This is a genomic window from Variovorax sp. UMC13, from assembly GCF_014170375.1.
GTDB lineage: Bacteria > Pseudomonadota > Gammaproteobacteria > Burkholderiales > Burkholderiaceae_C > Variovorax.
In genome coordinates this window covers 43,015-62,500 of record NZ_LZZW01000029.1, presented here as the reverse complement: position 1 = coordinate 62,500, position 19,486 = coordinate 43,015, and the positions used below count along the sequence as shown (strand labels likewise).

Genomic DNA, 19,486 nt, shown 5'->3' with positions numbered 1-19,486 from the left:
GCGGCCATGAAGAAGATGAAGAAGGCGCTCGCCGACTACGCGTGAGGCCTTCGCCCTCCAGGAACAAAGCCCGGCATGCCGGGCTTTGTCATTTGGAGAGCGTGCGCAGCGCCCGCTTGGCGATGTAGCGCGTCTGGGGCGTGTCCGATTCCGCCACCCAGCGCGCGCACACGCCGTGGACCCATTCCCCCTGGCTCTTGCTCGCATCGTTGAGCCAGTTGGCCACCGAGTTCTGCACATAGCGACTCGGATCGGCGCGCAGAGGTTCGAGCAAGGCCAGCGCGCGCCAGGGCGCGGTCTTGAGCGCCTCGATCTGCGCGCACCACACGCCACGCGGACGCGTGAGTTCGCTCGCGAAGCGGCGGATGTTCGGATCGGGATCGCCCACCCAGGGCTGCAACAAGCCCAGCGCCTCGTCGAGCGAGGCGATGACCGCGTCGCGCACCGCCATCCAGGCGATCTCGCGCACGCCGAAATGCGGATCGGCGGCAAAGCGTCGTACCGCCTCCAGTTGCGCCGGCAGCGGCAGACCCGACAGCGTGACCCATTGCGCGGCCCAGCACCGCGCCACGTCGCTGGGGTGGGTGGCCAGCCTGTGGGCCACGGCGTCGCGTTCGTCGTGCTGCGCTGCCAGGTCGTAGAGCACGCGGGCGATGTGGCCGTGGCGCTGCATCGGCTTGAAGGCGTCGAGCATGGCCAGCGTGTCGAGCAGGCGCTCGTGCTGCGCATCGAGTCCGATGTGGCCCGCCACGCTGCGCGCCAGTTGCGGCAGCGCCAGCGCCATGAATTCGTTGAGGTTGACGGTCTCGAGCCGGCCGTCGTTGAGGGCCTGCAGCACCTCGGGCGGGATCAACGCGATGCGGAACGCGCCCTTGCGCCCTTTCAGGTGCTCGACCGAGCCCGCCGCCGTCGCCATGCCCTGTTCAGGAAGCGAGCAGCGTCTTCACGTCCGCCACCATCGGCGCCACGCCCATGCCGTAGCGCGCGTAGAGGCGCAGCCGCCCCTGCGTGTCGTAGATGTAGCTGGCGGCCGAATGGTCCATCGAATAGCTGGTAGGCGTCTTGCCGTCGACCTTCTTGTAGTAGGCCTTGTAGTCCTTGGCCATCGCGACCAGCTGCTCGTTGGTCGGGATCAGTGCGACGAAAGCGGGGTCGAAGGCGCCCATGTAGGCCTTCATGACCGCGGGCGTGTCGCGCTCGGGGTCGACCGTGACGAACAGCACCTGCAGCTTGTCGCCGTCCTTGCCCAGCTGCTGCTTGACCTGCGCCATCTCGCTCATGGTGGTCGGGCAGACGTCGGGGCACTGGGCGTAGCCGAAGAACAGCACCACCACCTTGCCCTTGAAGTCCTGCAGCGTGCGCGCCTTGCCGTCGGCGTCGGTCAGCACGAAATTCTTGGCGTAGTCGGCGCCTGTCATGTCGACCGCATTGAAGCTGGGCTTGGCCTCGGTGCAGGCGGCCAGGCTGGTGCCGACCAGGGCGGCCGCGCCGGCCCACTGCAGGAAATGTCGCTTGTGCATCATGGCGTCGTCAGAGGAGGTAGTGATCGACCAGCAGCGCCGCGAACAGCACGCTCAGGTGGATCAGGGAGAAACGGAAGGTCTTGCGCGCGAGCGCATCGGAGTAGTTGCGCCACAGCGCGAAGGCGTAGCCGCTGAAACCGATGCTCACCACCACCGCCACCGCGAGGTACAGCCAGCCGCTCATGCCGTAGATGAAGGGCATCAGGCAGGCCGCAAACAGGATGAAGGTGTAGAGCAGCACCTGCAGCCGCGTGAACGCGTTGCCGTGCGTGACCGGCAGCATGGGCAGGCCGGCCTTGCGGTAGTCCTCGACCCGGTAGAGCGCCAGCGCCCAGAAGTGCGGCGGCGTCCAGAGGAAGATGATCAGGAACAGGATCAGCGCCTCCGGCCCGACGTCGCCGGTCATCGCGGCCCAGCCCAGCACCGGCGGCATCGCGCCCGAGGCGCCGCCGATCACGATGTTCTGCGGCGTCAGCGGCTTGAGGATCACGGTGTAGATCACCGCGTAGCCGACGAAGGTGGCGAAGGTGAGCCACATGGTCAGCGGATTGACCGTGAGCCACAGCAGCGCCGAGCCGGCCGCGCACAGCAACGCGGAGAAGATCAGCGCCTGCCGGTCGCTGAGCTCGCCGCGCGCGGTCGGGCGCCAGGCGGTGCGCTTCATCTTGGCGTCGATGCCCTTCTCGACCAGGCAGTTGAAGGCGGCGGCCGCGCCGGCCACCAGCCAGATGCCGATGCAGGCCAGCAGCGCGCGCTCCGCGTCGGCCAGGCTCGGCGCGCCGGGCACGGCCAGCACCATGCCGATCAGGGCGCAGAAGACGATCAGCTGGACCACGCGCGGCTTGGTCAGCGCATAGAACTGGCGGATCACGCTGGCGTTCGAGGCGCTCTGCGGTGCGGGAGGGGTGGGAACGGGTCTGCTCATGCGGCCCCCATGGTGCCCGAACGCGGGGCGGTGCCGCGCACCGTCACCGCATTCTTTTCGCGCCGGCTCTCGCACAGCGTCCAGACCAGCACCACGGCCAGCGCCGCGGCGCCGCCGGTGTGCAGCACGGCCGCGGCCAGCGGCCAGCCCAGCAGCACGTTGCCCAGGCCGGTGGCCAGCTGCAGCAGCGCGAGTCCGGCCAGCCAGCGCGCCGAGAAGCGCAGCGCAACGATGCGGTGCAGGCGCCAGGCCAGCACGCCCAGCGCGACGAACACCAGGTAGGCCATCAGGCGGTGCACATAGTGGATGGCGGTGAGCGCCGCGAAATCGATCGGCGTGCCCCCGGTGTCCACACCCAGCTCACGCCAGATCTGGAAGCCCTGGGCGAAGTTCATCGGCGGCCACCAGTTGCCCTGGCAGGTGGGGAACTGGGTGCAGGCCAGCACCGCGTAGTTGGTGCTGACCCAGCCGCCCAGCGCGATCTGCAGCGTGAGCAGCGCGGTGGTGGCGACCAGCAAGGTGCGCAGCGGCGAGGCGATCGGCACCGGGCCGCGCGCGGCCGCGGCCTGGCGGTAGCGCACGGCCTGGATGCAGAGCAGCGCGAGCAGCACGATCGCGCCCATCAGGTGCATGGTCACGATGGCCGGGAACAGCTTGAGCGTGACCGTGAGCGCGCCGAAAGCGCCCTGCAGGCAGACCCAGACCAGCGTGGCCGCGGGCCACCAGGCGCTGAGCGCCTGCGGCGCGTCGGCCGCCTCGCGCGCGGACAGGCGGCGCTGGCGGCGGCGTTCGATCCAGGTGGCGACGGACAGCACCAGGATCAGCACGCCCACGCCGGTGGCGAGGTAGCGGTGCACCATCTCGACCCAGGCCTTGCTGTGCGTGACCGGGCCAGTGGGCTGCGCGGATTGCGCCATCGCGATCTCGTGCCGCGCGCCCAGCGGGCTGGCGTTGCCGTAGCAGCCGGGCCAGTCCGGGCAGCCCAGGCCCGAATCGGTGAGCCGGGTGAAGGCACCGAAGAGCGTGAGGTCGAAGGTGAGGAAGAGCGTGAGCACGGTCAGCGCATGCAGGCGGCGCGCGGGGCCGGCGCCGGCGTTGCGCCGCCAGACCCAGAACAGCGGACCGAGCGCGATCAGCACGCCCATGGCCATGAGCCAGGCGACGGGCGTGAGGTCGTAGAGAGACTGCGTTTCCATCATCGAGAATCAGCGGCCCGCCTCGTCCCAGGACGACGAGGCCCGCAACAGGCGCCCCAGGTCGCGCTTGGCATGGCCCGCGCCCTCGGCGTCCATGCGGGCCGGGAAGCGCATCATCAGGTTGCCGAGTGGATCGACCACGAACAGGTGCTCGGCCAGCGCATGGCCGGCCGCGGGCACCAGCCACTGCGCGAGGTCGGCGGCCGGCACGCGCAGCACGGTCGCGCCGTGCAGGCCGTTGTCCAGGCGCGCGGGCACCGGGGCCGCGTCGCTCACCAACCAGACGCGGTCGAGCCGGTCTTTTTCGCGGCCCAGGCTCTCGCGCAGCTGGCGCTGCAGGTAGAGCTGCTGCTCGCACAGGGCGTCGCAAGCCGCATCGGCCACGCTCACCAGCAGCCACTGGCCCTTGAGCGCGGGCAGCGGTGTGGGCGTGCCGTCGCGCGCGGTGGCGGTCAGCGCCGGCAACGGGCGCTGCGGGTCGATCAGCTCGCCGTACACGCTGCGGCCTTCGGGCCGGACCACGTAATAGGTGAAGTAGGAAGCGATCACCGGCGCGGCGCAGCAGAGCATGACGGCGGCCATCTTCCAGCGCCCGAGCGCGGTGCGGCGGCCTTCGCCCTGCAGCGCCTGGGTCGGCGAGGGCATCGAATGCACGGTCAGGCCGAGCGGCTCGTCAGGAGCGGACATCACGGGCCTTGCTGCGCCGGGGGGCGATGAGTTGGAACCAGACATAGAGGAAGACAACGAGGGCCGCGAGGCCGAACCACTGGAATGCATAGCCATAGTGCTTTTCGACGCCCAGCGCCGGCGCGGGCCATTCGCGCTGCAGGCCTTCGGAGGCGGCGCCGGTCTGCTGCAGCGAGAGGTCGGTGCGCAGGGGCAGCCGGGTCTCGGCGCGGAAGGCTTCGAGGTCCAGATTCTGCCGGATGGGGGAAGACCCTACGCCAGGCTGCTGCCCCTCGGGCGCCGGTGCCACTGGAACTTCCTTGCCGAGCTCGAACAGATGCGCGGGCGGCGTGGCGACCAGCGCCGTCACGTCGACCAGGCCGCCGGGCGTCTCGACCGGCACCAGCTGCGTGCGGTCGGTGAAATTGCGTTGCACCCAGCCGCGCTGGATCATCACCGTCTGCTCGCTGCCCTCGATGGCGAAGGGCGTCAGCACATAGAAGCCGGGCACGCCACGCATCTGGCGGTTGTCCAGGTAGACAGTCTGCGGCGCCAGCCAGAGGCCGCGCAGGTGCACCGGGCGGTGCAGCGCCTGCGCGGGCTGGTCCAGCGCCAGGAAGGCCTCCTGGTCGAGCGGCGGCAGCAGCTTCTGCGCATCGATCTCGGCCTGCAGCGCCTCTTTCTGGGCCGCGCGCGAGAGTTGCCAGCGGCCCAGCGAGACGGTGGTGGCCAGCGTCAGCACGGCAGCCAGCGTGACCAGCCAGAAGCGTCCGCGCCGGGCAGGCCGCACGGGCGCGGATGGCACGTCGTTCAGCACCGGAGGTGCCTCGCGAGGCCGATAATCGGGTTCATGAAATACGTCCTCGCCCTTGCGTTCGCGGGCATCCTGGCCAGCCTGGGCTGGGCCCTGTTCTTCATGATGAAAGACGGCCGGGATGGCCGCGCCAAGAGCGGCGGCATGGTGCGCGCCCTCACGGTTCGGATCGGCCTGTCGGTCCTTTTGTTCCTCTGCGTGCTGCTGGGCTGGAAGCTGGGCTACATCACGCCCGGCGGGCTGCCGATCGGCAAGTAGATCGTGCTCGTTCCAGGTCCACCAGGACCAGGGCGACCATGAAAAAAGCGCCTTCCGGCGCTTTTTTTTCGGACCGGTCGGAATGCTCAAAGCCAGTAGACCAGGAAGTAGAGGCCCAACCACACCACGTCGACGAAGTGCCAGTACCAGGCCGCGCCTTCGAAGCCGAAGTGGCGCTCGGCCGTGAAGTGGCCCTTCTGCAGGCGCAGCGTGATGAACAGCAGCATCAGCATGCCGATGAACACGTGCAGGCCGTGGAAGCCGGTCAGCATGAAGAAGGTCGAACCGTAGGCACCCGAGCTGAGCTTGAGGTTCAGTTCGGTGTACAGGTGGTAGTACTCGTAGCCCTGGACGCCCAGGAACACGATGCCCAGCACCACGGTCAGCCACATGAAGCGGATGCACTGGGCACGGTGGTCGGCACGCAGCGCGTGGTGGGCGATCGTCAGGGTCACGCCCGAGCTCAGCAGCAGCGCGGTGTTGATGGTCGGCAGCCAAAAGGGGCCGACGGTCTGGAAGGGCTCGACGATGCCGGCCGGCGAACCGGTCACGCCGGCCGCGACGCTGGGCCACACGGCCTTGAAGTCGGGCCACAGCAGCGCGTTGTCCAGGCTGCCGAGCGCCGGCAGCGAGTGCGTGCGGGTCCACCACAGCGCGGTGAAGAAGGCGCCGAAGAACATCACTTCCGAGAAGATGAACCAGCTCATGCTCCAGCGGTAGGACAGGTCGATCTTGTGACCGTACTGCCCGCTTTCGCTTTCACGGATCGATTCGCTGAACCATTGGTAGAGCACGACCCACCACCACAGCAGGCCGAAGGCCAGCGAGTAGGCGCCCCATTGGTGCGCGTTGATCCACTGCCCCGCACCCAGGATCACGAAGAACAGGCCGATGGCCGCCATGATCGGGTGGCGCGACGGCCCGGGCACGAAGTAATAAGGCGTGGTGCCGTGGGTGGTTGAACTCATATCCGTTCCTGGCTTTCTCTCTCGTTTTCGTTTCTATGGGGCAACTCTTGTCGTGGCCTCAGGCCGCAACCACGTACTTGACCAGCACGATCAGCGCGCCGACGAACACCGCCACCGCCACCAGGCCCACGGCCACGATGTGCAGCGGCGTGAGCCGGGCGATGTCTTCCTGATAGGCGCTGTTCTTGCGCACGCCGAAGAAGCCCCAGGCCACCGCCTTGACGGTGCGCCAGATGGAGCCCTTGCGGGGTGCGGCAGCCGGACTCACGAGCGCGGCTCCTCACCCACCAGCGGCGCGGCCGAGGCCGTCGGTGCCGCGGGCGTCTTGCCGCCCACCTCGAAGAAGGTGTACGACAGCGTGATGGTCTTCACGTCCTTGGAAATCTTGGGGTCGATCACGAAGGCGACCGGCCACTGCTTCTTCTCGCCCGAATCCAGCGTGTACTGGTTGAAGCAGAAGCACTCGAGCTTGTTGAAGTACGGCGCCGCCTGCTGCGGCGCATAGCTCGGGATCGCCTGCGCCGCCATGCGACGGTTCTGCGTGTTCTGGAACTCGTACATCACGGTGTTCAGCTGGCCCGGGTGCACCTGCATCGAACGCTGCGCGGGCTTGAAGTCCCAGAGGCCACGCACGTTGGCGTCGAACTCGACCGTGATGGTACGCGAGGTGTCGACCTGCGTGTTGTCCGGCACCCGCACGCTCTTGCCGCCCGCGGCGCCACCGGGCACCTGCAGTTCGGACAGCGACAGGATGTTGATGCCGGTCATCTCGCAGATCGCGCGATAGAGCGGCACCAGGCCGTAGCCGAAGGCGAACATGCCACAGGCGACGATCGTCAGCTTGCCGACCATGCGGACGTTTTCGCGGCGGAGGGAAGAGCCCAGTGCCATGTCAGCGTCCGAACCAGACCATGCGCGCCATGAAACCGATGAAGAACAGCACCGCGATGGAGGCCAGCGTGAGCCCCATGCGCCGGTTGCTCTTTTTCTGTTCAGGGGTCATTGCAGACAATCGTTCGTCCGGCCGCTCAGCCGATCACCTTGGTGGCGGTCGCGTCGAGCTTGGGCGGGGTCTCGAAGGTGTGGAAGGGCGCCGGCGACGGCACTTCCCACTCGAGGCCTTCGGCGGCTTCCCACGGCTTGGCCGCGGCAGGCTCGCCCTTGCCGCGCATCGCGGGCAGCACGACGAAGAAGAAGAAGTAGACCTGTGCCAGACCGAAGCCGAAGGCGCCGACCGAGGCCACCGCATTGAAGTCGGCGAACTGCATCGGGTAGTCGGCATAGCGGCGCGGCATGCCGGCCAGGCCCAGGAAGTGCATCGGGAAGAAGGTGATGTTGAAGGAGATCAGCGACCACCAGAAGTGGATCTTGCCGCGGGTCTCGTTGTACATCACGCCGGTCCACTTCGGGCACCAGTAGTAGAAGCCGGCGAACATCGCGTACAGCGAACCGGCCACCAGCACGTAGTGGAAGTGGGCCACCACGTAGTAGGTGTCCTGCAGCTGGATGTCGATCGGCGCCACGGCCAGGATCAGACCGGTGAAGCCGCCCATCGTGAACACGAAGATGAAGCCGACCGCGAACAGCATCGGCGTCTCGAAGGTCATCGAGCCCTGCCACATCGTGGCGATCCAGTTGAAGATCTTCACGGCCGTGGGCACCGCGATCAGCATGGTCGCGTACATGAAGAACAGCTGGCCGGTCACCGGCATGCCGGTGGTGAACATGTGGTGGGCCCACACGATAAAGGACAGGATCGCGATCGACGAGGTGGCGTACACCATCGAGGCGTAGCCGAACAGCTTCTTGCGGGCGAAGGCCGGCACGATCTGGCTCACGATGCCGAAGGCCGGCAAGATCATGATGTAGACCTCGGGGTGGCCGAAGAACCAGAAGATGTGCTGGTACATCACCGGGTCGCCGCCGCCGGCGGGGTTGAAGAAGCTGGTGCCGAAGTGGCGGTCGGTCAGCGTCATGGTGATGGCGCCGGCGAGCACGGGCATCACGGCGATCAGCAGGTAGGCGGTGATGAGCCAGGTCCAGCAGAACATCGGCATCTTCATCAGCGTCATGCCGGGGGCGCGCATGTTGAGGATGGTCACGATGATGTTGATCGAGCCCATGATCGACGAGGCGCCGAGGATGTGCATCGCGAAGATGCCCGCGTCCATCGACGGGCCCATCTGCAGCGTCAGCGGTGCGTAGAGCGTCCAGCCGGCCGCGGGGGCGCCGCCGGGCATGAAGAACGAGCCCACCAGCATCAGCGCGGCGGGGATCATCAGCCAGAAGCTGAAGTTGTTCATCCGCGCGAAGGCCATGTCGGACGCGCCGATCTGCAGCGGGATCATCCAGTTCGCGAAGCCCACGAAGGCCGGCATGATCGCGCCGAACACCATGATCAGACCGTGCATGGTCGTGAACTGGTTGAACAGCTCGGGGTTCACGAGTTGCAGGCCGGGCTGGAACAGCTCGGCACGGATCAGCAGCGCCAGCACGCCGCCCACCATCAGCATGGTGAACGAGAACAGCAGGTACAGCGTACCGATGTCCTTGTGGTTGGTCGCGAACAGCCAGCGGCGCCAGCCGGTGGGCGCGTGGTGGTGGTCGTCGTGCGCGTGGTCGCCGTGGGCGTGACCGTGTGGGTCGAGGACTGCACTCATTTCAATGTTCCTTGCAATTTCTTCGTCGCGGGGCGCTGGGCCTCTTGTTTAGAGCTTGGCGCGCTCGGTCTTCACTTCGGCCGGCTGCACCAACTGGCCCGTCTTGTTCGACCAGCTGTTCTTGGTGTACGTCGCGACGGCGGCGATGTCGGTGTCGCTCAGCTGCTTCCAGGACGGCATCGCGCCGTTGTTCTGGCCCTTGAGCAGCACATTGATCTGATCGGTGTGGTCGGCGTCGAGCACCTTGGCCGAGCCGTCGAGCGGCTTGATCGGGCCGGCGCCCTTGCCGTTGGCCTGGTGGCAGGCAGCGCAGTTGGCCGCATAGACCTTCTCGCCACGCACCAGCATCTCGGGCAGCGCCCAGACCTTGTTCGGGTCGTCGAGCTTGGCGGCGGCTTCCTTGCGCTTGACGTCGACCCAGGCCGTGTAGTCGGCAGCCGAGACCACCTTCACGTGGATCGGCATGTAGGCGTGCTCCTTGCCGCAGAGTTCCTGGCACTGGCCGTAGTAGTCGCCGACCTTCTCGGCCCGGAACCAGGTGTCGCGCACGAAGCCGGGGATCGCGTCCTGCTTGATCCCGAACTGGGGCACGGCAAAAGCGTGGATCACGTCGTTGGCGGTGGTGATCACGCGGATCTTCTTGTCGACCGGCACCACCAGCGGGTTGTCGACCTTGAACAGGTAGTCGGCCGGGATCTCGCCCTTGGCGCCGGCGTTCGACATCGCGCGGTGCGAGCTGTCGAGCGTCGAGATGAAGCCCAGGCCCTCGCCTTCGCCGGTGATGTAGTCGTAGCCCCACTTCCACTGGTAACCGGTGGCCTTGACGGTGAGGTCGGCGTTGGTGGTGTCCTTCTGGGCCACCAGCACCTTGGTGGCCGGCAGGGCCATCAGGATCACGATGATGAAGGGCACGATGGTCCAGACCACTTCGACCACCACCGATTCATGGAAGTTGGCGGCCTTGTGGCCCACCGACTTGCGGTGCTTCCAGATCGAATAGAACATGACCGCGAACACTGCGATGAAGATCACGGTGCACAGGATCATCATGACCGTGTGCAGGAAATGCTGTTCCTGCGCGATCTTGGTCACGCCGACCGGCATGTTCAGCTGGCGCACCAGTGGACCGCCCGGCAGGTCTTCGACTGCATGCGCCGCGCCGCCGAGGACCGCGCTGGCCGCCAGCAGCAAATTCGCCGGCCTGTACTTGTTGCGCCAAATGCTCTTCATCGTGTTCACTTCTTCAATTTCCGTTTAACCCACCGGCCTGCACGGTGCGAGCCCCGCGCCGCTCAAACGCCACGCAATGCCATGCGAATCTCGCGCGCCAGCGCCGCGCGCAATTCGGGGCGCACATAGCGCCCCACCTTGACCGACCGACCCTGCCCCGACACCTCGATCAGCGAACGATCGCTGATCTGCGGCTCGACCCTCACCTGGTGCGGCAAGAACTCCGTGCGCTCGCAGCGCCCTCCGTTTTCCAGCTCGACCACCAGCCGCCCGCCTTGCAACTCGATCCGCTCTCCGTCGGTCGCGTGCCTGGCATACAGCATGAAAGCGACGCCGACCGCGATGAGTTCGATCCATGCGAACGGCAGCACCAACGGTGCGCCGTTCAGCCAGAAACCCGTGCCCACGCCCAGCGAAATCACGCAGAGCGACACGTAGAGCCACCCCAGCTGACTCGGGGTGACCGAGCAGTTGCGCTTCAGGAACCAGTGGATGCTCTGGCCTGAGACGGTGGCAAAACGAAACACGGAATTCGACACGGACGAGCTCGGCAGATCGGTTCTTCGACGGCCACCGCACCCGTTTCAGCCGGGCTGGGCAATCATCGAACGAGGGAAAAGCCCCGGGAGTTCACGCAACCGCGGATTGTAGCGGGTCGGTTGCACAATTTGACCTCGATCAAGGCCGCCCGCGCTGCAGCATCTCGCGCATCTGGCGCAGGGAAACGGCGCTTTCGCCGGACAGCGCGACGCGCGGCGGCGGCTTGAAGGCGTGGCCGTAGATGATTTCGAAGGTCATCGAGATGCGGCCATCGGGGGCTTGCGCGGCCGATCCGGCCAGCGCGCCGGCGAGTGCAGCGTGCCAGCCCCGCCCGCGCAGCCCGGCGAAGCGCGCCGGGTGCAGATTGCGCCCCAGGCCGCGCAATTCGGCGAAGGCGGCCTCGGGCGTGGCCCAGGTCAGCACGATGCGCTCCATGTCCATGATCGGCTCGGCAAAACCCGCGCCGACCAGCATGTCGCCCCAGTCGTGCATGTCGGTGAACTGGTGGCAGGCGGGCGGCCAGCCCTGCGTTTCGTACAGCGCGCGCAGCTCGCGCAGGGTGTCCGGTCCGAGACAGGAGAACATCAGGAAACCGTCGGTCGCCAGGTGCCGGTGCCACTCGGCGATCAGCGCCTGCGGGTCGGCCGCCATGTGCAGCGCCATGTTGGCCCACAGCAGGTCGACGCCCGCCTCCGGCGGCGCCTCGACCCGGGCGCGCACGCCCTGCCAGCGGCGCGCGCTCCACCAGGGCGTGTTCAGCGCGTCGGCGGTGCGGGCGGCCAGCGCCGCATCGGGCTCGATCACGTAGGGCACGGCGTCGCGGTAGCGCCGCGCCACCAGCGCATGCGCTTCCAGCCCACCGCGCAAGGGCGACCAGTCGGCCCAGCGCTGGGGCTTGGCCGTGATCCATTGCAGCCGGTCCTCCATGCGCCGGCCGATCTCCTCGTGCAGCCACGGGGATGCGGGGTCGGCGGGCAGCCGAGCCCACCTTGCGGCGGCCGGTGCATCGATGGTCGGCGGGCGCTGGACGGGATCGGTGGGCATGGGGAGCCCAGTATATTGAGCGATGCGTTCCAGCCTGGCCGCACGGCCTTTCTCGTCTCTGCTAGGGCGGCTGCCCAGCCAGTGCGCGGTGTGCCGCGCCTGGCCGTCGCGGCCGGTCTGCGACGCCTGCGTGGCGCGCTTCGCGCCGCCGGCACCGCGCTGCCGCACCTGCGCCCTGCCGCTGCCGGCCGGGGTGGCCCGCTGCGGCGAATGCGTGCGGCATCCACCGCCGCTCGACGCCTGCCTGGCCGCCTGCAGCTACGCCTGGCCTTGGCCGGGCCACATCGGTGAATTCAAGTTCCAGGGCCAGGCCGGCTGGGCGGGACCCTTCGCCACGCTGATGCGCAGCGCGCCCTGGGTCGAACCGGCGCTGGACGCCTGCGACCTGCTGCTGCCCATGCCGCTGGCACCGGCCCGCCTGCGTGAACGCGGCTTCAACCAGGCGCTCGAACTCGCACGCCGCCTGGCGCCCCGCAAGACCGAGGCGCGCCTGCTGCTGCGCATCCGCGACACCACGGCGCAGAGCGGCCTGACCCGCGCCGAGCGGCTGCGCAACCTGCGCGGCGCCTTCGCGCTCGAGCCCCTGCGCGCGGCCGAGCTCGGGGGCCGGCGCGTCGTGCTGCTCGACGACGTGATGACCAGCGGGGCCTCGCTGTTCGCGGCGGCGGCGGTGCTGCGCGCGGCCGGCGCGGCGCACATCACCGGCCTGGTGCTGGCCCGCACCGATCCGCCGCACTGACGACGGCCTCGGGGCCGCGACAATCGGCCCCATGTTCCATATCGTCCTGGTCGAACCCGAAATCCCGCCGAACACCGGCAACGTGATCCGCCTGGCGGCCAACACCGGCTGCACGCTGCACCTGGTCGAGCCGCTGGGCTTCTCGATGGACGACAAGCTGCTGCGCCGCGCCGGCCTGGATTACCACGAGTACGCCGAGGTACGGCGCCATGCCGACTGGGCGGCGCTGCTGGCCAGCGAGTCACCGGCGCCCGCGCGCATGTTCGCGCTGACCACCCGCGGCACCCGCGCGGTGCACGACGTGGCCTTCCAGCCCGGCGACTGGCTGGTCTTCGGTTCGGAAACCCGCGGACTGGCGCCGGAACTGCGCGACAGCTTCGCGGCACCGCAGAAGCTGCGCCTGCCGATGCGCGAGGGGCAGCGCAGCCTCAACCTGTCGAATGCCGTGGCCGTGACCGTGTTCGAGGCCTGGCGGCAGAACGGCTTCGGCTAGTTATTTGAAGCGCCGCACCACCGACTCGGCCACGCAGGCCGGCTTGGCCGCGCCTTCGAGCTCGATCGTGGCTTCCCACACCATCTGCAGGCCCTCGTTGGCGATCGGTTCGGCCGACAGCAGCTTCATGCGCCCGCGCAGCCGGCTGCCGACCGGCACCGGCGACATGAAGCGCACCCGGTTCAGGCCGTAGTTCACGCCCATGCGCGACTCGACGACGTCGAAGGCGCTTTCATAGAGCTTGGGCAGCAGCGACAGCGTGAGGAAGCCGTGCGCGATCGGCGCGCCAAAGGGGCCCGCCTTGGCCCGCTCGACGTCGACGTGGATCCACTGGTGGTCGCCGGTCGCCTCGGCGAACTGGTTGACCTGTTCCTGGGTGATGGTCAGCCAGTCGCTCACGGCGACTTCCTGGCCGACGCAGGCGGCAAGGTCCGCCAGGGTCTGGAATGTCTTTTTCATGCGACGCACTGTACGCCGGCGTCTTCGCAACGCGCTGTCCGCGCGGCGACAACAACCGCGAACCGGCACAGGATGCGTCCGCTGCGCTATGTTCGCGGGATATGACTACAACAACAGAAACGGGAACCGACGCGGCGCGCATCTACGTGATCGCCGCCCACCCGCACTGGCGCGATTCACGCGTCAACCGGCGCATGCTGGCGGCCGCGCGGCAGGTGCCGGGCATCGACGTCAACGACCTCTACGGCAGCTACCCCGACTACGCCATCGACGCCCATGCCGAGCGTGAACGCCTGGCGCGGGCCGACCTGCTGGTGCTGCTGCACCCGATCCAGTGGTATGCGATGCCGCCGCTGCAGAAGCTCTGGCTCGACGAGGTGCTGCACTACGGCTGGGCCTACGGAACCGGCGGCACCGCACTGCGCGGCAAGGCCCTCTGGCTGGTCGCAACCACCGGCGGCCCGCAGGAGAGCTACCACCCGCAGAGCTACAACCGCTACTTCTTCGACGCCTTCCTGCCGCCCTACGAGCAGACCGCCGCGCTGTGCGGCATGCGCTTCCTGCCGCCGATGATCCTGCACGGCGCGCGCAGCGCCGACGCGGCCGAAGTCACGGCCCACGTCCAGACCTTCGCCCAGCGCCTGGCCAGCTACCCGGCCTGGCCCGAACTCGACGCGCTGGGCGACTGCCCGGCCTGCGAGGTGCCGGCGGCGGACCGGCCGGCCGTCGAGCCGGACCGCAGCGCCGCCTTCAGCGACGGGATGCAGCGGGCGCTGGCCGCCATGGCGACACCGCCCGCGGCAACCGACGAGAAAAAGGCGGCCTGAGCATGGAACACGCACCCGCCTGGCTCACCAGCAGCCTGATCTATTTGAGCGCCGCCGTGCTGGTGGTGCCGCTGTCCAAGGCGCTGGGCCTGGGCTCCATCATCGGCTACCTGGCCGCGGGCATCGCCATCGGGCCCTGGGGCCTGGGGCTGGTCTCCAGCGTCGAGGACGTGCTGCACTTCGCCGAGTTCGGCGTGGTGCTGATGCTGTTCCTGGTCGGCCTCGAACTCGAACCCGCGCGCCTGTGGAACCTGCGACGGCCGATCTTCGGCTGGGGCAGCGCGCAGGTGCTGGTCTGCGCGGGCGTGCTGTTCCTGGTCGGCTACCTGGCCGGCGCGAGCTGGCGCGTGGCGCTGGTCGCGGCACTGGGCCTGGCGCTGTCGTCCACCGCCATCGCGCTGCAGGTCTTCGGCGAGCGCAACCTGCTGCCCACCGCCAGCGGGCAGGCCGGCTTCTCGATCCTGCTGTTCCAGGACGTGGCCGCGATCCCGATCCTCGCGCTGCTGCCGCTGCTGGCCGGTGCCGGCGCCGACGCCGACGCCCACGAGGCCATGAGCGGCGCGGCGCGCGCGCTCGAGGCGGCCAAGATCGTCGGCGTGATCGCCGGCATCGTGCTGGGCGGCCGGCTGCTGCTGCGACCCGTGCTGCGCTGGATCGCGCGCAGCAACACGCCCGAGATCTTCACCGCCGCCGCGCTGCTGCTGGTGGTGGCCATCGCGGCGCTGATGCAGTTCGTCGGCCTGTCGATGGCGCTGGGCGCCTTCCTCGCCGGCGTGCTGCTGGCCGAGAGCGAGTACCGGCGCGAACTGGAGACCGACATCGAACCCTTCAAGGGCCTGCTGCTGGGGCTGTTCTTCATCGCCGTCGGCATGAGCATCGACTTCGGCGTGCTGATGGCGCAGCCCGGACTGATGGCGCTGGTGGTGGTGGGCTTCCTGGCGCTCAAGTTCGTGGTGATCTACTCGCTGGCCAAGGCCATGGACGTGCCCTACCAGCAGCGGCCGGTGTTCACGCTGCTGCTCGCGCAGGGCGGCGAGTTCGCCTTCGTGGTGTTCCAGGCGGCCGGCCCCGACGTGTTGCCGCCGGGCGTCGCGTCCTTCCTGATCGGCGCGGTCGCGCTGTCGATGCTGATCTCGCCGCTGCTGCTGGTCGCGATCGACAGGTTCGTGCTGCCGCGCTACCACCACTCGGCCGGCCCGGACCTGGAGGAGATTTCCGAGCAGCAGGAGCCCAAGGTGCTGATCTGCGGCTTCGGCCGCTACGGCCAGATCGTGGGCCGCATGCTGGGCTCGCAGCGCATCGACGTGACCGTGCTCGATCACAACCCCGACACCGTGCAGGGCATGCGCGAGTTCGGCTTCCGGGTGTTCTACGGCGATGCGACGCGGCTCGACCTGCTGCGCACCGCGGGGGCCGGTAGCGCCCTGGCCATCGTGGTCGCAGTGGACGATATCAAGCAGTCGCTGGAGATCGTCGACCTGGTGCGCGAGCATTTCCCGCAGGCGCGGCTGGTCGCGCGGGCGCGCAACGTGAGCCACCTCTACCAGCTGCTGGACCGCAAGGTGGAGTTCATCGAACGCGAGCTGTTCGAGTCCTCATTGCGCAGCGCGCGCTCGGTGCTCGAGGTGCTGGGCTGGCCCGCGCACGAGGCGCGCGAATCGGCGATGGCCTTCCGACGGCGCAACATCAAGCTCACCCAGCAGACCTACCCGCACTACAAGGACCGGGCCAAGCTGATCGCGGTGGCCAAGGAAGGCCGCCAGCAATTCCAGGAGCAGATGACGCGCGAACGCGAGGAGCGCCAGCAGCGCTCCGGCGCAGACTGGGACCGGCGCGACGATTGAACGTGCGAATGAACCTGCTGCGCGCCCCGATCCCGCATCTGCGGTGCTCACCGCACGCGAGTGCGGCTCCGCTCCCGAACTCAGCCTTGGCAGGCTCGGGGCGCTCGCGACGGTTCCTTCACACGTTCCCAGAACGATGGATCAATCCAGGCTGGCGCCCGATTCCTTCACGACCTTGCCCCACTTGGCGGTCTCGCTCTTGATGAAGGCGGCGAACTCTTCCGGCTTCTCGCCGTGCGATTCGGCGCCCTGCTCGGCCAGCTTCTTCTTCACTTCGGGATCGGCCAGCGCCTTGAGGATCGCGGCGTTGAGCTTGGCGACGATGGGCGCGGGCGTGCCGGCCGGGGCCAGCAGGCCGAACCACGAGGTGGCTTCGTAGCCGGGCACGCCGGCTTCGGCGATGGTCGGCACGTCGGGCAGCGCGGGCGAGCGCTTGGCGGTGGTCACGGCCAGGGCGCGCAGCTTGCCGCCCTTCACATGCTGGATCGCCGAGGGCATGTTGTCGAACATCACCGAGATCTGGCCGCCCAGCAGGTCGGACACGGCCGGCGCGCTGCCGCGGTAGGGCACGTGCTGCATGTCGACGCCGGTCATCTGCTTGAACAGCTCGCCCGACAGGTGGATCGAGCTGCCGTTGCCCGAGGAACCGAAGTTGATCTTGCCCGGGTTGGCCTTGCCGTAGGCGATCAGTTCCTTCACGCTCTTGTAAGGCTGGCCCGGGTTGACCACCAGCAGGTTCGGCACCATGGCCACGCGCGACAGCGGCGCGAAGTCCTTGATCGGGTCGAAGGGCATCTTCTTGTAGAGGCTCTGGTTGATGGCGTGCGTGCCGACCGTGCCCATGAACAGCGTGTAGCCGTCGGGGTTCGCGCGCGCAGCCGCCTGGCCGCCGATGTTGCCGCCCGCGCCCGCGCGGTTGTCGACCACCACCGGCTGGCCGAGGTCGGTGCCCATGTGCAGGCCGACCACGCGCGCCAGGATGTCGGTGGTGCCACCGGCCGAGAAGGGCACGATGATGGTGATGGGCTTGCTCGGGAACGCGGCCTGGGCTTGCGCCGCCAGCGGGGCCAGCGACAGCGCGCCGGCAGCGGCCACGGTGGCCAGGACGAAGGTGCGGCGCTTCGGCGCGGCGGCAGGGAAGGAACGGGTCATGGGAAAGCCTTGGAAAGGGTGGAACCAGCGCAGGCGGCACGGCGCCCGCACGCGAAGCGAACGGGCACGGCCCGTTCGAGGGAGTGCGCGGGCGCGCGGGCGATGGCCCGGGCCCGCGGCGAGGTCAGATGGGCGCGACGCCCAAGGTCGTGCCGCCGCAGACGTACAGCACCTGACCGGTGACGAAACCGTTGTCGGGCGAGAGGAAGAACAGCGTGGCGCGGGCCACGTCGTCGGCCGTGCCCAGGCGCTTCACCACGATGCTGTCGATGATGCGTTGGGTCTGCGGCGCGCCTTCGGGGTTGCTGTTGCGGAACAGCTCGGTCGCGATCGGGCCCGGCGCCACGGCGTTGACGGTGATGCCGTCGCCGCCGAGTTCCATCGCCAGCGTGCGGGTCAGGCCGACCATGCCGGCCTTGGTGGCCGAGTAGACGATGCGCTCGGGCTTGCCCAGCGCGGCGCGCGAGGACACGTTCACGATGCGGCCGCGGCCCGAGGCGCGCAGCGCGGGCAGTGCAGCCTGGATCAGGATCATGCTGGCCTTGAAGTGCAGGCCGACCACGTAGTCGAGATCGGCCATGGTGGCCGTGTCGATGGTGCCGGGCCGCGTGGCGCCGGCGTTGTTGACCAGCGCGGTGATGGCGTACTGTGACGCGATGTGGGCCGCGATCTCCTTCGTGTCCTGCTCGCGCGTGAGGTCGGCCTGGAAGGACACGAGCTTCTCGTGCGTCCAGTCGGGCTGGTTGTAGTCGAGGTTGACGACCGTACGGCCCTGCGCCAGCAGCGCTTCGCAGGTGGCGCGGCCGATGCCGGCGCTGCCGCCCGTGACCAGGGCGACTTCTTGTTGACTCATCTTGGCTTCCAGAACTCTTCGGAAGGGGCCATGCGGACACGGCCCCGGAAACAGAACGCGCTCAGACGCGTTCGAGGATCAGGGCGATGCCCTGGCCGACGCCGATGCACATGGTGCACAGCGCATAGCGGCCGCCGCTCTTGTGCAGCTGGTTGACCGCGGTGGTCGCGAGGCGCGCGCCGCTGGCACCCAGCGGGTGGCCCAGCGCGATCGCGCCGCCGTTGATGTTGACGCGCGCGTCGTCGTCCTTCAGCCCCAGCAGGCGCAGCACCGCGAGGCCCTGGGCCGCGAAGGCCTCGTTGAGTTCGATCACGTCGATCTGGTCGATCGTGAGGCCGGTCAGCGCCAGCACCTTCTGCGTGGCGGGCGCGGGGCCGATGCCCATCACGCGCGGCGCGACGCCGGCCGTGGCCATGCCGACGATGCGGGCCCGCGGCGTGAGGCCGTGCTTCGCGGCGCTGGCCTCGTCGGCCAGCAGCAGCGCGCAGGCGCCATCGTTCACGCCGCTGGCGTTGCCGGCGGTGACCGTGCCATCGGGACGCACCACGCCCTTGAGCTTGGCCAGCGCCTCGAGGCTGGTGTCGCGCGGGTGTTCGTCCTTGCTCACCACGATCGCGTCGCCCTTTTTCTGCGGCACGTGCACCGGCACGATCTCCGCGTCGAAGAAGCCCGACTTCTGCGAGGCCACGGCGCGCTGCTGCGAGGCCAGGGCCATGCGGTCCTGCGCTTCGCGCTCGATCTTGTAGTCGGTCGCCACGTTCTCGGCCGTTTCGGGCATCGAGTCGACGCCGTACTGCGCCTTCATCAGCTTGTTGACGAAGCGCCAGCCGATGGTGGTGTCGTAGACCGCGTTGGCGCGGCTGAAGGCCGACTCGGCCTTGGGCATCACGAAGGGGGCGCGGCTCATGCTCTCGACACCGCCCGCGATCATCAGGCCGGCTTCGCCTGCCTTGATGGCGCGCGCGGCCGAACCGACCGCGTCCAGGCCCGAACCGCAGAGGCGGTTGATGGTGGCGCCACCCAGTTCCAGCGGCAGGCCGGCCAGCAGCGCCGACATGCGCGCGACGTTGCGGTTGTCCTCGCCCGCCTGGTTGGCGCAGCCGTAGAGCACGTCGCCCACGGCCTGCCAGTCGACGTTGGCGTTGCGTTCCATCAACGCCTTGAGCGGGATCGCGCCCAGGTCGTCGGCGCGCACGCTGGAGAGCGCACCACCGTAGCGGCCGAAGGGCGTGCGGATGGCGTCACAGATGAAGGCTTGCTTGCTGCTCATGGTGTCTCTTCCTTGGGTGGTGTCG

Annotated in this window: 24 protein-coding genes (1 of these 24 cut by a window edge); 6 read left to right on the top strand and 18 right to left on the bottom strand. The window is 68.6% G+C overall.

Annotation, left to right across the window (positions count from 1 at the left end; all coding sequences use genetic code 11):
• A protein-coding gene (gene rpoH, locus A9977_RS22750) for an RNA polymerase sigma factor RpoH (protein WP_183027124.1) crosses the window boundary here: on the top strand, positions 1-45 show its 3' portion. It extends 900 nt beyond the left edge of the window; the window shows 45 of its 945 coding nt (coding positions 901-945); its start codon lies off the left edge, out of view; it ends in the stop codon at positions 43-45.
• A 43-nt stretch (positions 46-88) separates the two neighbouring features.
• Here the strand turns inward: rpoH and A9977_RS22745 are convergent, their stop codons facing one another.
• Genes A9977_RS22745 through A9977_RS22720 form a run of 6 tightly spaced genes read right to left on the bottom strand, consistent with a single transcriptional unit; the run spans position 89 to position 5,124 of the window.
• Positions 89-916, bottom strand: a complete 828-nt coding sequence (locus A9977_RS22745) for a DNA alkylation repair protein (RefSeq protein ID WP_183027123.1) — start codon at positions 914-916, stop codon at positions 89-91.
• A 7-nt stretch (positions 917-923) separates the two neighbouring features.
• A complete protein-coding gene (locus A9977_RS22740) occupies positions 924-1,520 on the bottom strand; it encodes an SCO family protein (protein ID WP_183027263.1) in 597 nt (198 codons plus the stop codon).
• A 10-nt stretch (positions 1,521-1,530) separates the two neighbouring features.
• Positions 1,531-2,448 carry a heme o synthase gene (gene cyoE, locus A9977_RS22735; protein ID WP_183027122.1) on the bottom strand — a complete coding sequence of 306 codons (918 nt, stop codon included), beginning with the start codon at positions 2,446-2,448 and terminating at the stop codon, positions 1,531-1,533.
• Positions 2,445-3,647 carry a heme A synthase gene (locus tag A9977_RS22730; protein WP_183027121.1) on the bottom strand — a complete coding sequence of 401 codons (1,203 nt, stop codon included), beginning with the start codon at positions 3,645-3,647 and terminating at the stop codon, positions 2,445-2,447. Before A9977_RS22730 ends, cyoE begins: the two co-directional genes overlap by 4 nt.
• A 6-nt stretch (positions 3,648-3,653) precedes the next feature.
• Complete coding sequence (locus tag A9977_RS22725) at positions 3,654-4,331, bottom strand: hypothetical protein (protein ID WP_183027120.1); 678 nt, start codon at positions 4,329-4,331, stop codon at positions 3,654-3,656.
• Positions 4,318-5,124, bottom strand: a complete 807-nt coding sequence (locus A9977_RS22720) for an SURF1 family protein (protein ID WP_220812032.1) — start codon at positions 5,122-5,124, stop codon at positions 4,318-4,320. Before A9977_RS22720 ends, A9977_RS22725 begins: the two co-directional genes overlap by 14 nt.
• A gap of 36 nt (positions 5,125-5,160) precedes the next feature.
• On the opposite strand from A9977_RS22720, the gene A9977_RS22715 reads away from it, so the two are divergent.
• Entirely contained in the window at positions 5,161-5,382 is a 222-nt protein-coding gene (locus A9977_RS22715; protein ID WP_183027119.1) for a twin transmembrane helix small protein, read from the top strand.
• An 86-nt stretch (positions 5,383-5,468) separates the two neighbouring features.
• Here A9977_RS22715 and A9977_RS22710 read toward each other — a convergent pair whose 3' ends face one another.
• From A9977_RS22710 to A9977_RS22680, 8 genes are all read right to left on the bottom strand, one after another.
• Positions 5,469-6,350, bottom strand: coding sequence for a cytochrome c oxidase subunit 3 (locus A9977_RS22710; protein ID WP_183027118.1), 882 nt, complete (start codon positions 6,348-6,350; stop codon positions 5,469-5,471).
• A 58-nt stretch (positions 6,351-6,408) separates the two neighbouring features.
• Entirely contained in the window at positions 6,409-6,618 is a 210-nt protein-coding gene (locus A9977_RS22705) for a DUF2970 domain-containing protein (RefSeq protein ID WP_183027117.1), read from the bottom strand.
• Positions 6,615-7,241, bottom strand: coding sequence for a cytochrome c oxidase assembly protein (locus tag A9977_RS22700; protein ID WP_183027116.1), 627 nt, complete (start codon positions 7,239-7,241; stop codon positions 6,615-6,617). Before A9977_RS22700 ends, A9977_RS22705 begins: the two co-directional genes overlap by 4 nt.
• Before the next feature lies 1 nt (position 7,242).
• Positions 7,243-7,353: a cytochrome oxidase small assembly protein gene (locus A9977_RS34100; protein ID WP_220812017.1), complete on the bottom strand. Its 111-nt coding sequence runs from the start codon at positions 7,351-7,353 to the stop codon at positions 7,243-7,245.
• A gap of 25 nt (positions 7,354-7,378) precedes the next feature.
• On the bottom strand, positions 7,379-9,010 hold the full coding sequence (ctaD, locus tag A9977_RS22695) for a cytochrome c oxidase subunit I (RefSeq protein ID WP_183027115.1): 1,632 nt from the start codon (positions 9,008-9,010) through the stop codon (positions 7,379-7,381).
• 48 nt (positions 9,011-9,058) lie between these two features.
• Complete coding sequence (gene coxB, locus A9977_RS22690) at positions 9,059-10,240, bottom strand: cytochrome c oxidase subunit II (RefSeq protein ID WP_183027114.1); 1,182 nt, start codon at positions 10,238-10,240, stop codon at positions 9,059-9,061.
• Between the two features lie 62 nt (positions 10,241-10,302).
• On the bottom strand, positions 10,303-10,779 hold the full coding sequence (locus A9977_RS22685; RefSeq protein WP_183027113.1) for a DUF2244 domain-containing protein: 477 nt from the start codon (positions 10,777-10,779) through the stop codon (positions 10,303-10,305).
• A 139-nt stretch (positions 10,780-10,918) separates the two neighbouring features.
• A complete protein-coding gene (locus A9977_RS22680; protein ID WP_183027112.1) occupies positions 10,919-11,824 on the bottom strand; it encodes a methyltransferase domain-containing protein in 906 nt (301 codons plus the stop codon).
• Between the two features lie 22 nt (positions 11,825-11,846).
• Between A9977_RS22680 and A9977_RS22675 the strand changes: the two genes are divergently transcribed.
• Both A9977_RS22675 and trmL read left to right on the top strand, forming a co-directional pair.
• Positions 11,847-12,563, top strand: a complete 717-nt coding sequence (locus A9977_RS22675) for a ComF family protein (protein WP_183027111.1) — start codon at positions 11,847-11,849, stop codon at positions 12,561-12,563.
• A 31-nt stretch (positions 12,564-12,594) separates the two neighbouring features.
• Complete coding sequence (gene trmL, locus A9977_RS22670) at positions 12,595-13,056, top strand: tRNA (uridine(34)/cytosine(34)/5-carboxymethylaminomethyluridine(34)-2'-O)-methyltransferase TrmL (protein WP_183027110.1); 462 nt, start codon at positions 12,595-12,597, stop codon at positions 13,054-13,056.
• On the opposite strand, the gene A9977_RS22665 is transcribed toward trmL, so the two are convergent.
• Positions 13,057-13,515: a MaoC family dehydratase gene (locus A9977_RS22665; RefSeq protein WP_183027109.1), complete on the bottom strand. Its 459-nt coding sequence runs from the start codon at positions 13,513-13,515 to the stop codon at positions 13,057-13,059. It abuts the gene before it with no gap.
• 101 nt (positions 13,516-13,616) lie between these two features.
• Between A9977_RS22665 and A9977_RS22660 the strand changes: the two genes are divergently transcribed.
• On the top strand, positions 13,617-14,342 hold the full coding sequence (locus A9977_RS22660) for an NAD(P)H-dependent oxidoreductase (RefSeq protein ID WP_183027108.1): 726 nt from the start codon (positions 13,617-13,619) through the stop codon (positions 14,340-14,342).
• Between the two features lie 2 nt (positions 14,343-14,344).
• On the top strand, positions 14,345-16,186 hold the full coding sequence (kefC, locus tag A9977_RS22655) for a glutathione-regulated potassium-efflux system protein KefC (protein ID WP_183027107.1): 1,842 nt from the start codon (positions 14,345-14,347) through the stop codon (positions 16,184-16,186).
• Positions 16,187-16,327: 141 nt separating this feature from the next.
• Here the strand turns inward: kefC and A9977_RS22650 are convergent, their stop codons facing one another.
• The 3 genes from A9977_RS22650 to pcaF form a co-directional block, all read right to left on the bottom strand.
• Positions 16,328-17,338, bottom strand: a complete 1,011-nt coding sequence (locus tag A9977_RS22650; RefSeq protein WP_183027106.1) for a tripartite tricarboxylate transporter substrate binding protein — start codon at positions 17,336-17,338, stop codon at positions 16,328-16,330.
• Between the two features lie 124 nt (positions 17,339-17,462).
• Positions 17,463-18,191, bottom strand: coding sequence for an SDR family NAD(P)-dependent oxidoreductase (locus tag A9977_RS22645; protein ID WP_183027105.1), 729 nt, complete (start codon positions 18,189-18,191; stop codon positions 17,463-17,465).
• A 61-nt stretch (positions 18,192-18,252) separates the two neighbouring features.
• Positions 18,253-19,461 (bottom strand): 3-oxoadipyl-CoA thiolase, encoded by a 1,209-nt coding sequence (gene pcaF / locus A9977_RS22640; RefSeq protein ID WP_183027104.1) that lies wholly within the window; start codon positions 19,459-19,461, stop codon positions 18,253-18,255.
• Positions 19,462-19,486: the final 25 nt, after the last annotated feature.

Coding starts and splice junctions, on each gene's coding strand:
- A9977_RS22745 (WP_183027123.1), bottom strand. CDS start 916: ATGGCGACGGCGGCGGGCTCGGTCGAGCACCTGAAAGGGCGCAAGGGC.
- A9977_RS22740 (WP_183027263.1), bottom strand. CDS start 1,520: ATGCACAAGCGACATTTCCTGCAGTGGGCCGGCGCGGCCGCCCTGGTC.
- cyoE (WP_183027122.1), bottom strand. CDS start 2,448: ATGAGCAGACCCGTTCCCACCCCTCCCGCACCGCAGAGCGCCTCGAAC.
- A9977_RS22730 (WP_183027121.1), bottom strand. CDS start 3,647: ATGATGGAAACGCAGTCTCTCTACGACCTCACGCCCGTCGCCTGGCTC.
- A9977_RS22725 (WP_183027120.1), bottom strand. CDS start 4,331: ATGTCCGCTCCTGACGAGCCGCTCGGCCTGACCGTGCATTCGATGCCC.
- A9977_RS22715 (WP_183027119.1), top strand. CDS start 5,161: ATGAAATACGTCCTCGCCCTTGCGTTCGCGGGCATCCTGGCCAGCCTG.
- A9977_RS22710 (WP_183027118.1), bottom strand. CDS start 6,350: ATGAGTTCAACCACCCACGGCACCACGCCTTATTACTTCGTGCCCGGG.
- A9977_RS22700 (WP_183027116.1), bottom strand. CDS start 7,241: ATGGCACTGGGCTCTTCCCTCCGCCGCGAAAACGTCCGCATGGTCGGC.
- A9977_RS34100 (WP_220812017.1), bottom strand. CDS start 7,353: ATGACCCCTGAACAGAAAAAGAGCAACCGGCGCATGGGGCTCACGCTG.
- ctaD (WP_183027115.1), bottom strand. CDS start 9,010: ATGAGTGCAGTCCTCGACCCACACGGTCACGCCCACGGCGACCACGCG.
- coxB (WP_183027114.1), bottom strand. CDS start 10,240: ATGAAGAGCATTTGGCGCAACAAGTACAGGCCGGCGAATTTGCTGCTG.
- A9977_RS22680 (WP_183027112.1), bottom strand. CDS start 11,824: ATGCCCACCGATCCCGTCCAGCGCCCGCCGACCATCGATGCACCGGCC.
- A9977_RS22675 (WP_183027111.1), top strand. CDS start 11,847: ATGCGTTCCAGCCTGGCCGCACGGCCTTTCTCGTCTCTGCTAGGGCGG.
- trmL (WP_183027110.1), top strand. CDS start 12,595: ATGTTCCATATCGTCCTGGTCGAACCCGAAATCCCGCCGAACACCGGC.
- A9977_RS22665 (WP_183027109.1), bottom strand. CDS start 13,515: ATGAAAAAGACATTCCAGACCCTGGCGGACCTTGCCGCCTGCGTCGGC.
- A9977_RS22660 (WP_183027108.1), top strand. CDS start 13,617: ATGACTACAACAACAGAAACGGGAACCGACGCGGCGCGCATCTACGTG.
- kefC (WP_183027107.1), top strand. CDS start 14,345: ATGGAACACGCACCCGCCTGGCTCACCAGCAGCCTGATCTATTTGAGC.
- A9977_RS22650 (WP_183027106.1), bottom strand. CDS start 17,338: ATGACCCGTTCCTTCCCTGCCGCCGCGCCGAAGCGCCGCACCTTCGTC.
- A9977_RS22645 (WP_183027105.1), bottom strand. CDS start 18,191: ATGAGTCAACAAGAAGTCGCCCTGGTCACGGGCGGCAGCGCCGGCATC.
- pcaF (WP_183027104.1), bottom strand. CDS start 19,461: ATGAGCAGCAAGCAAGCCTTCATCTGTGACGCCATCCGCACGCCCTTC.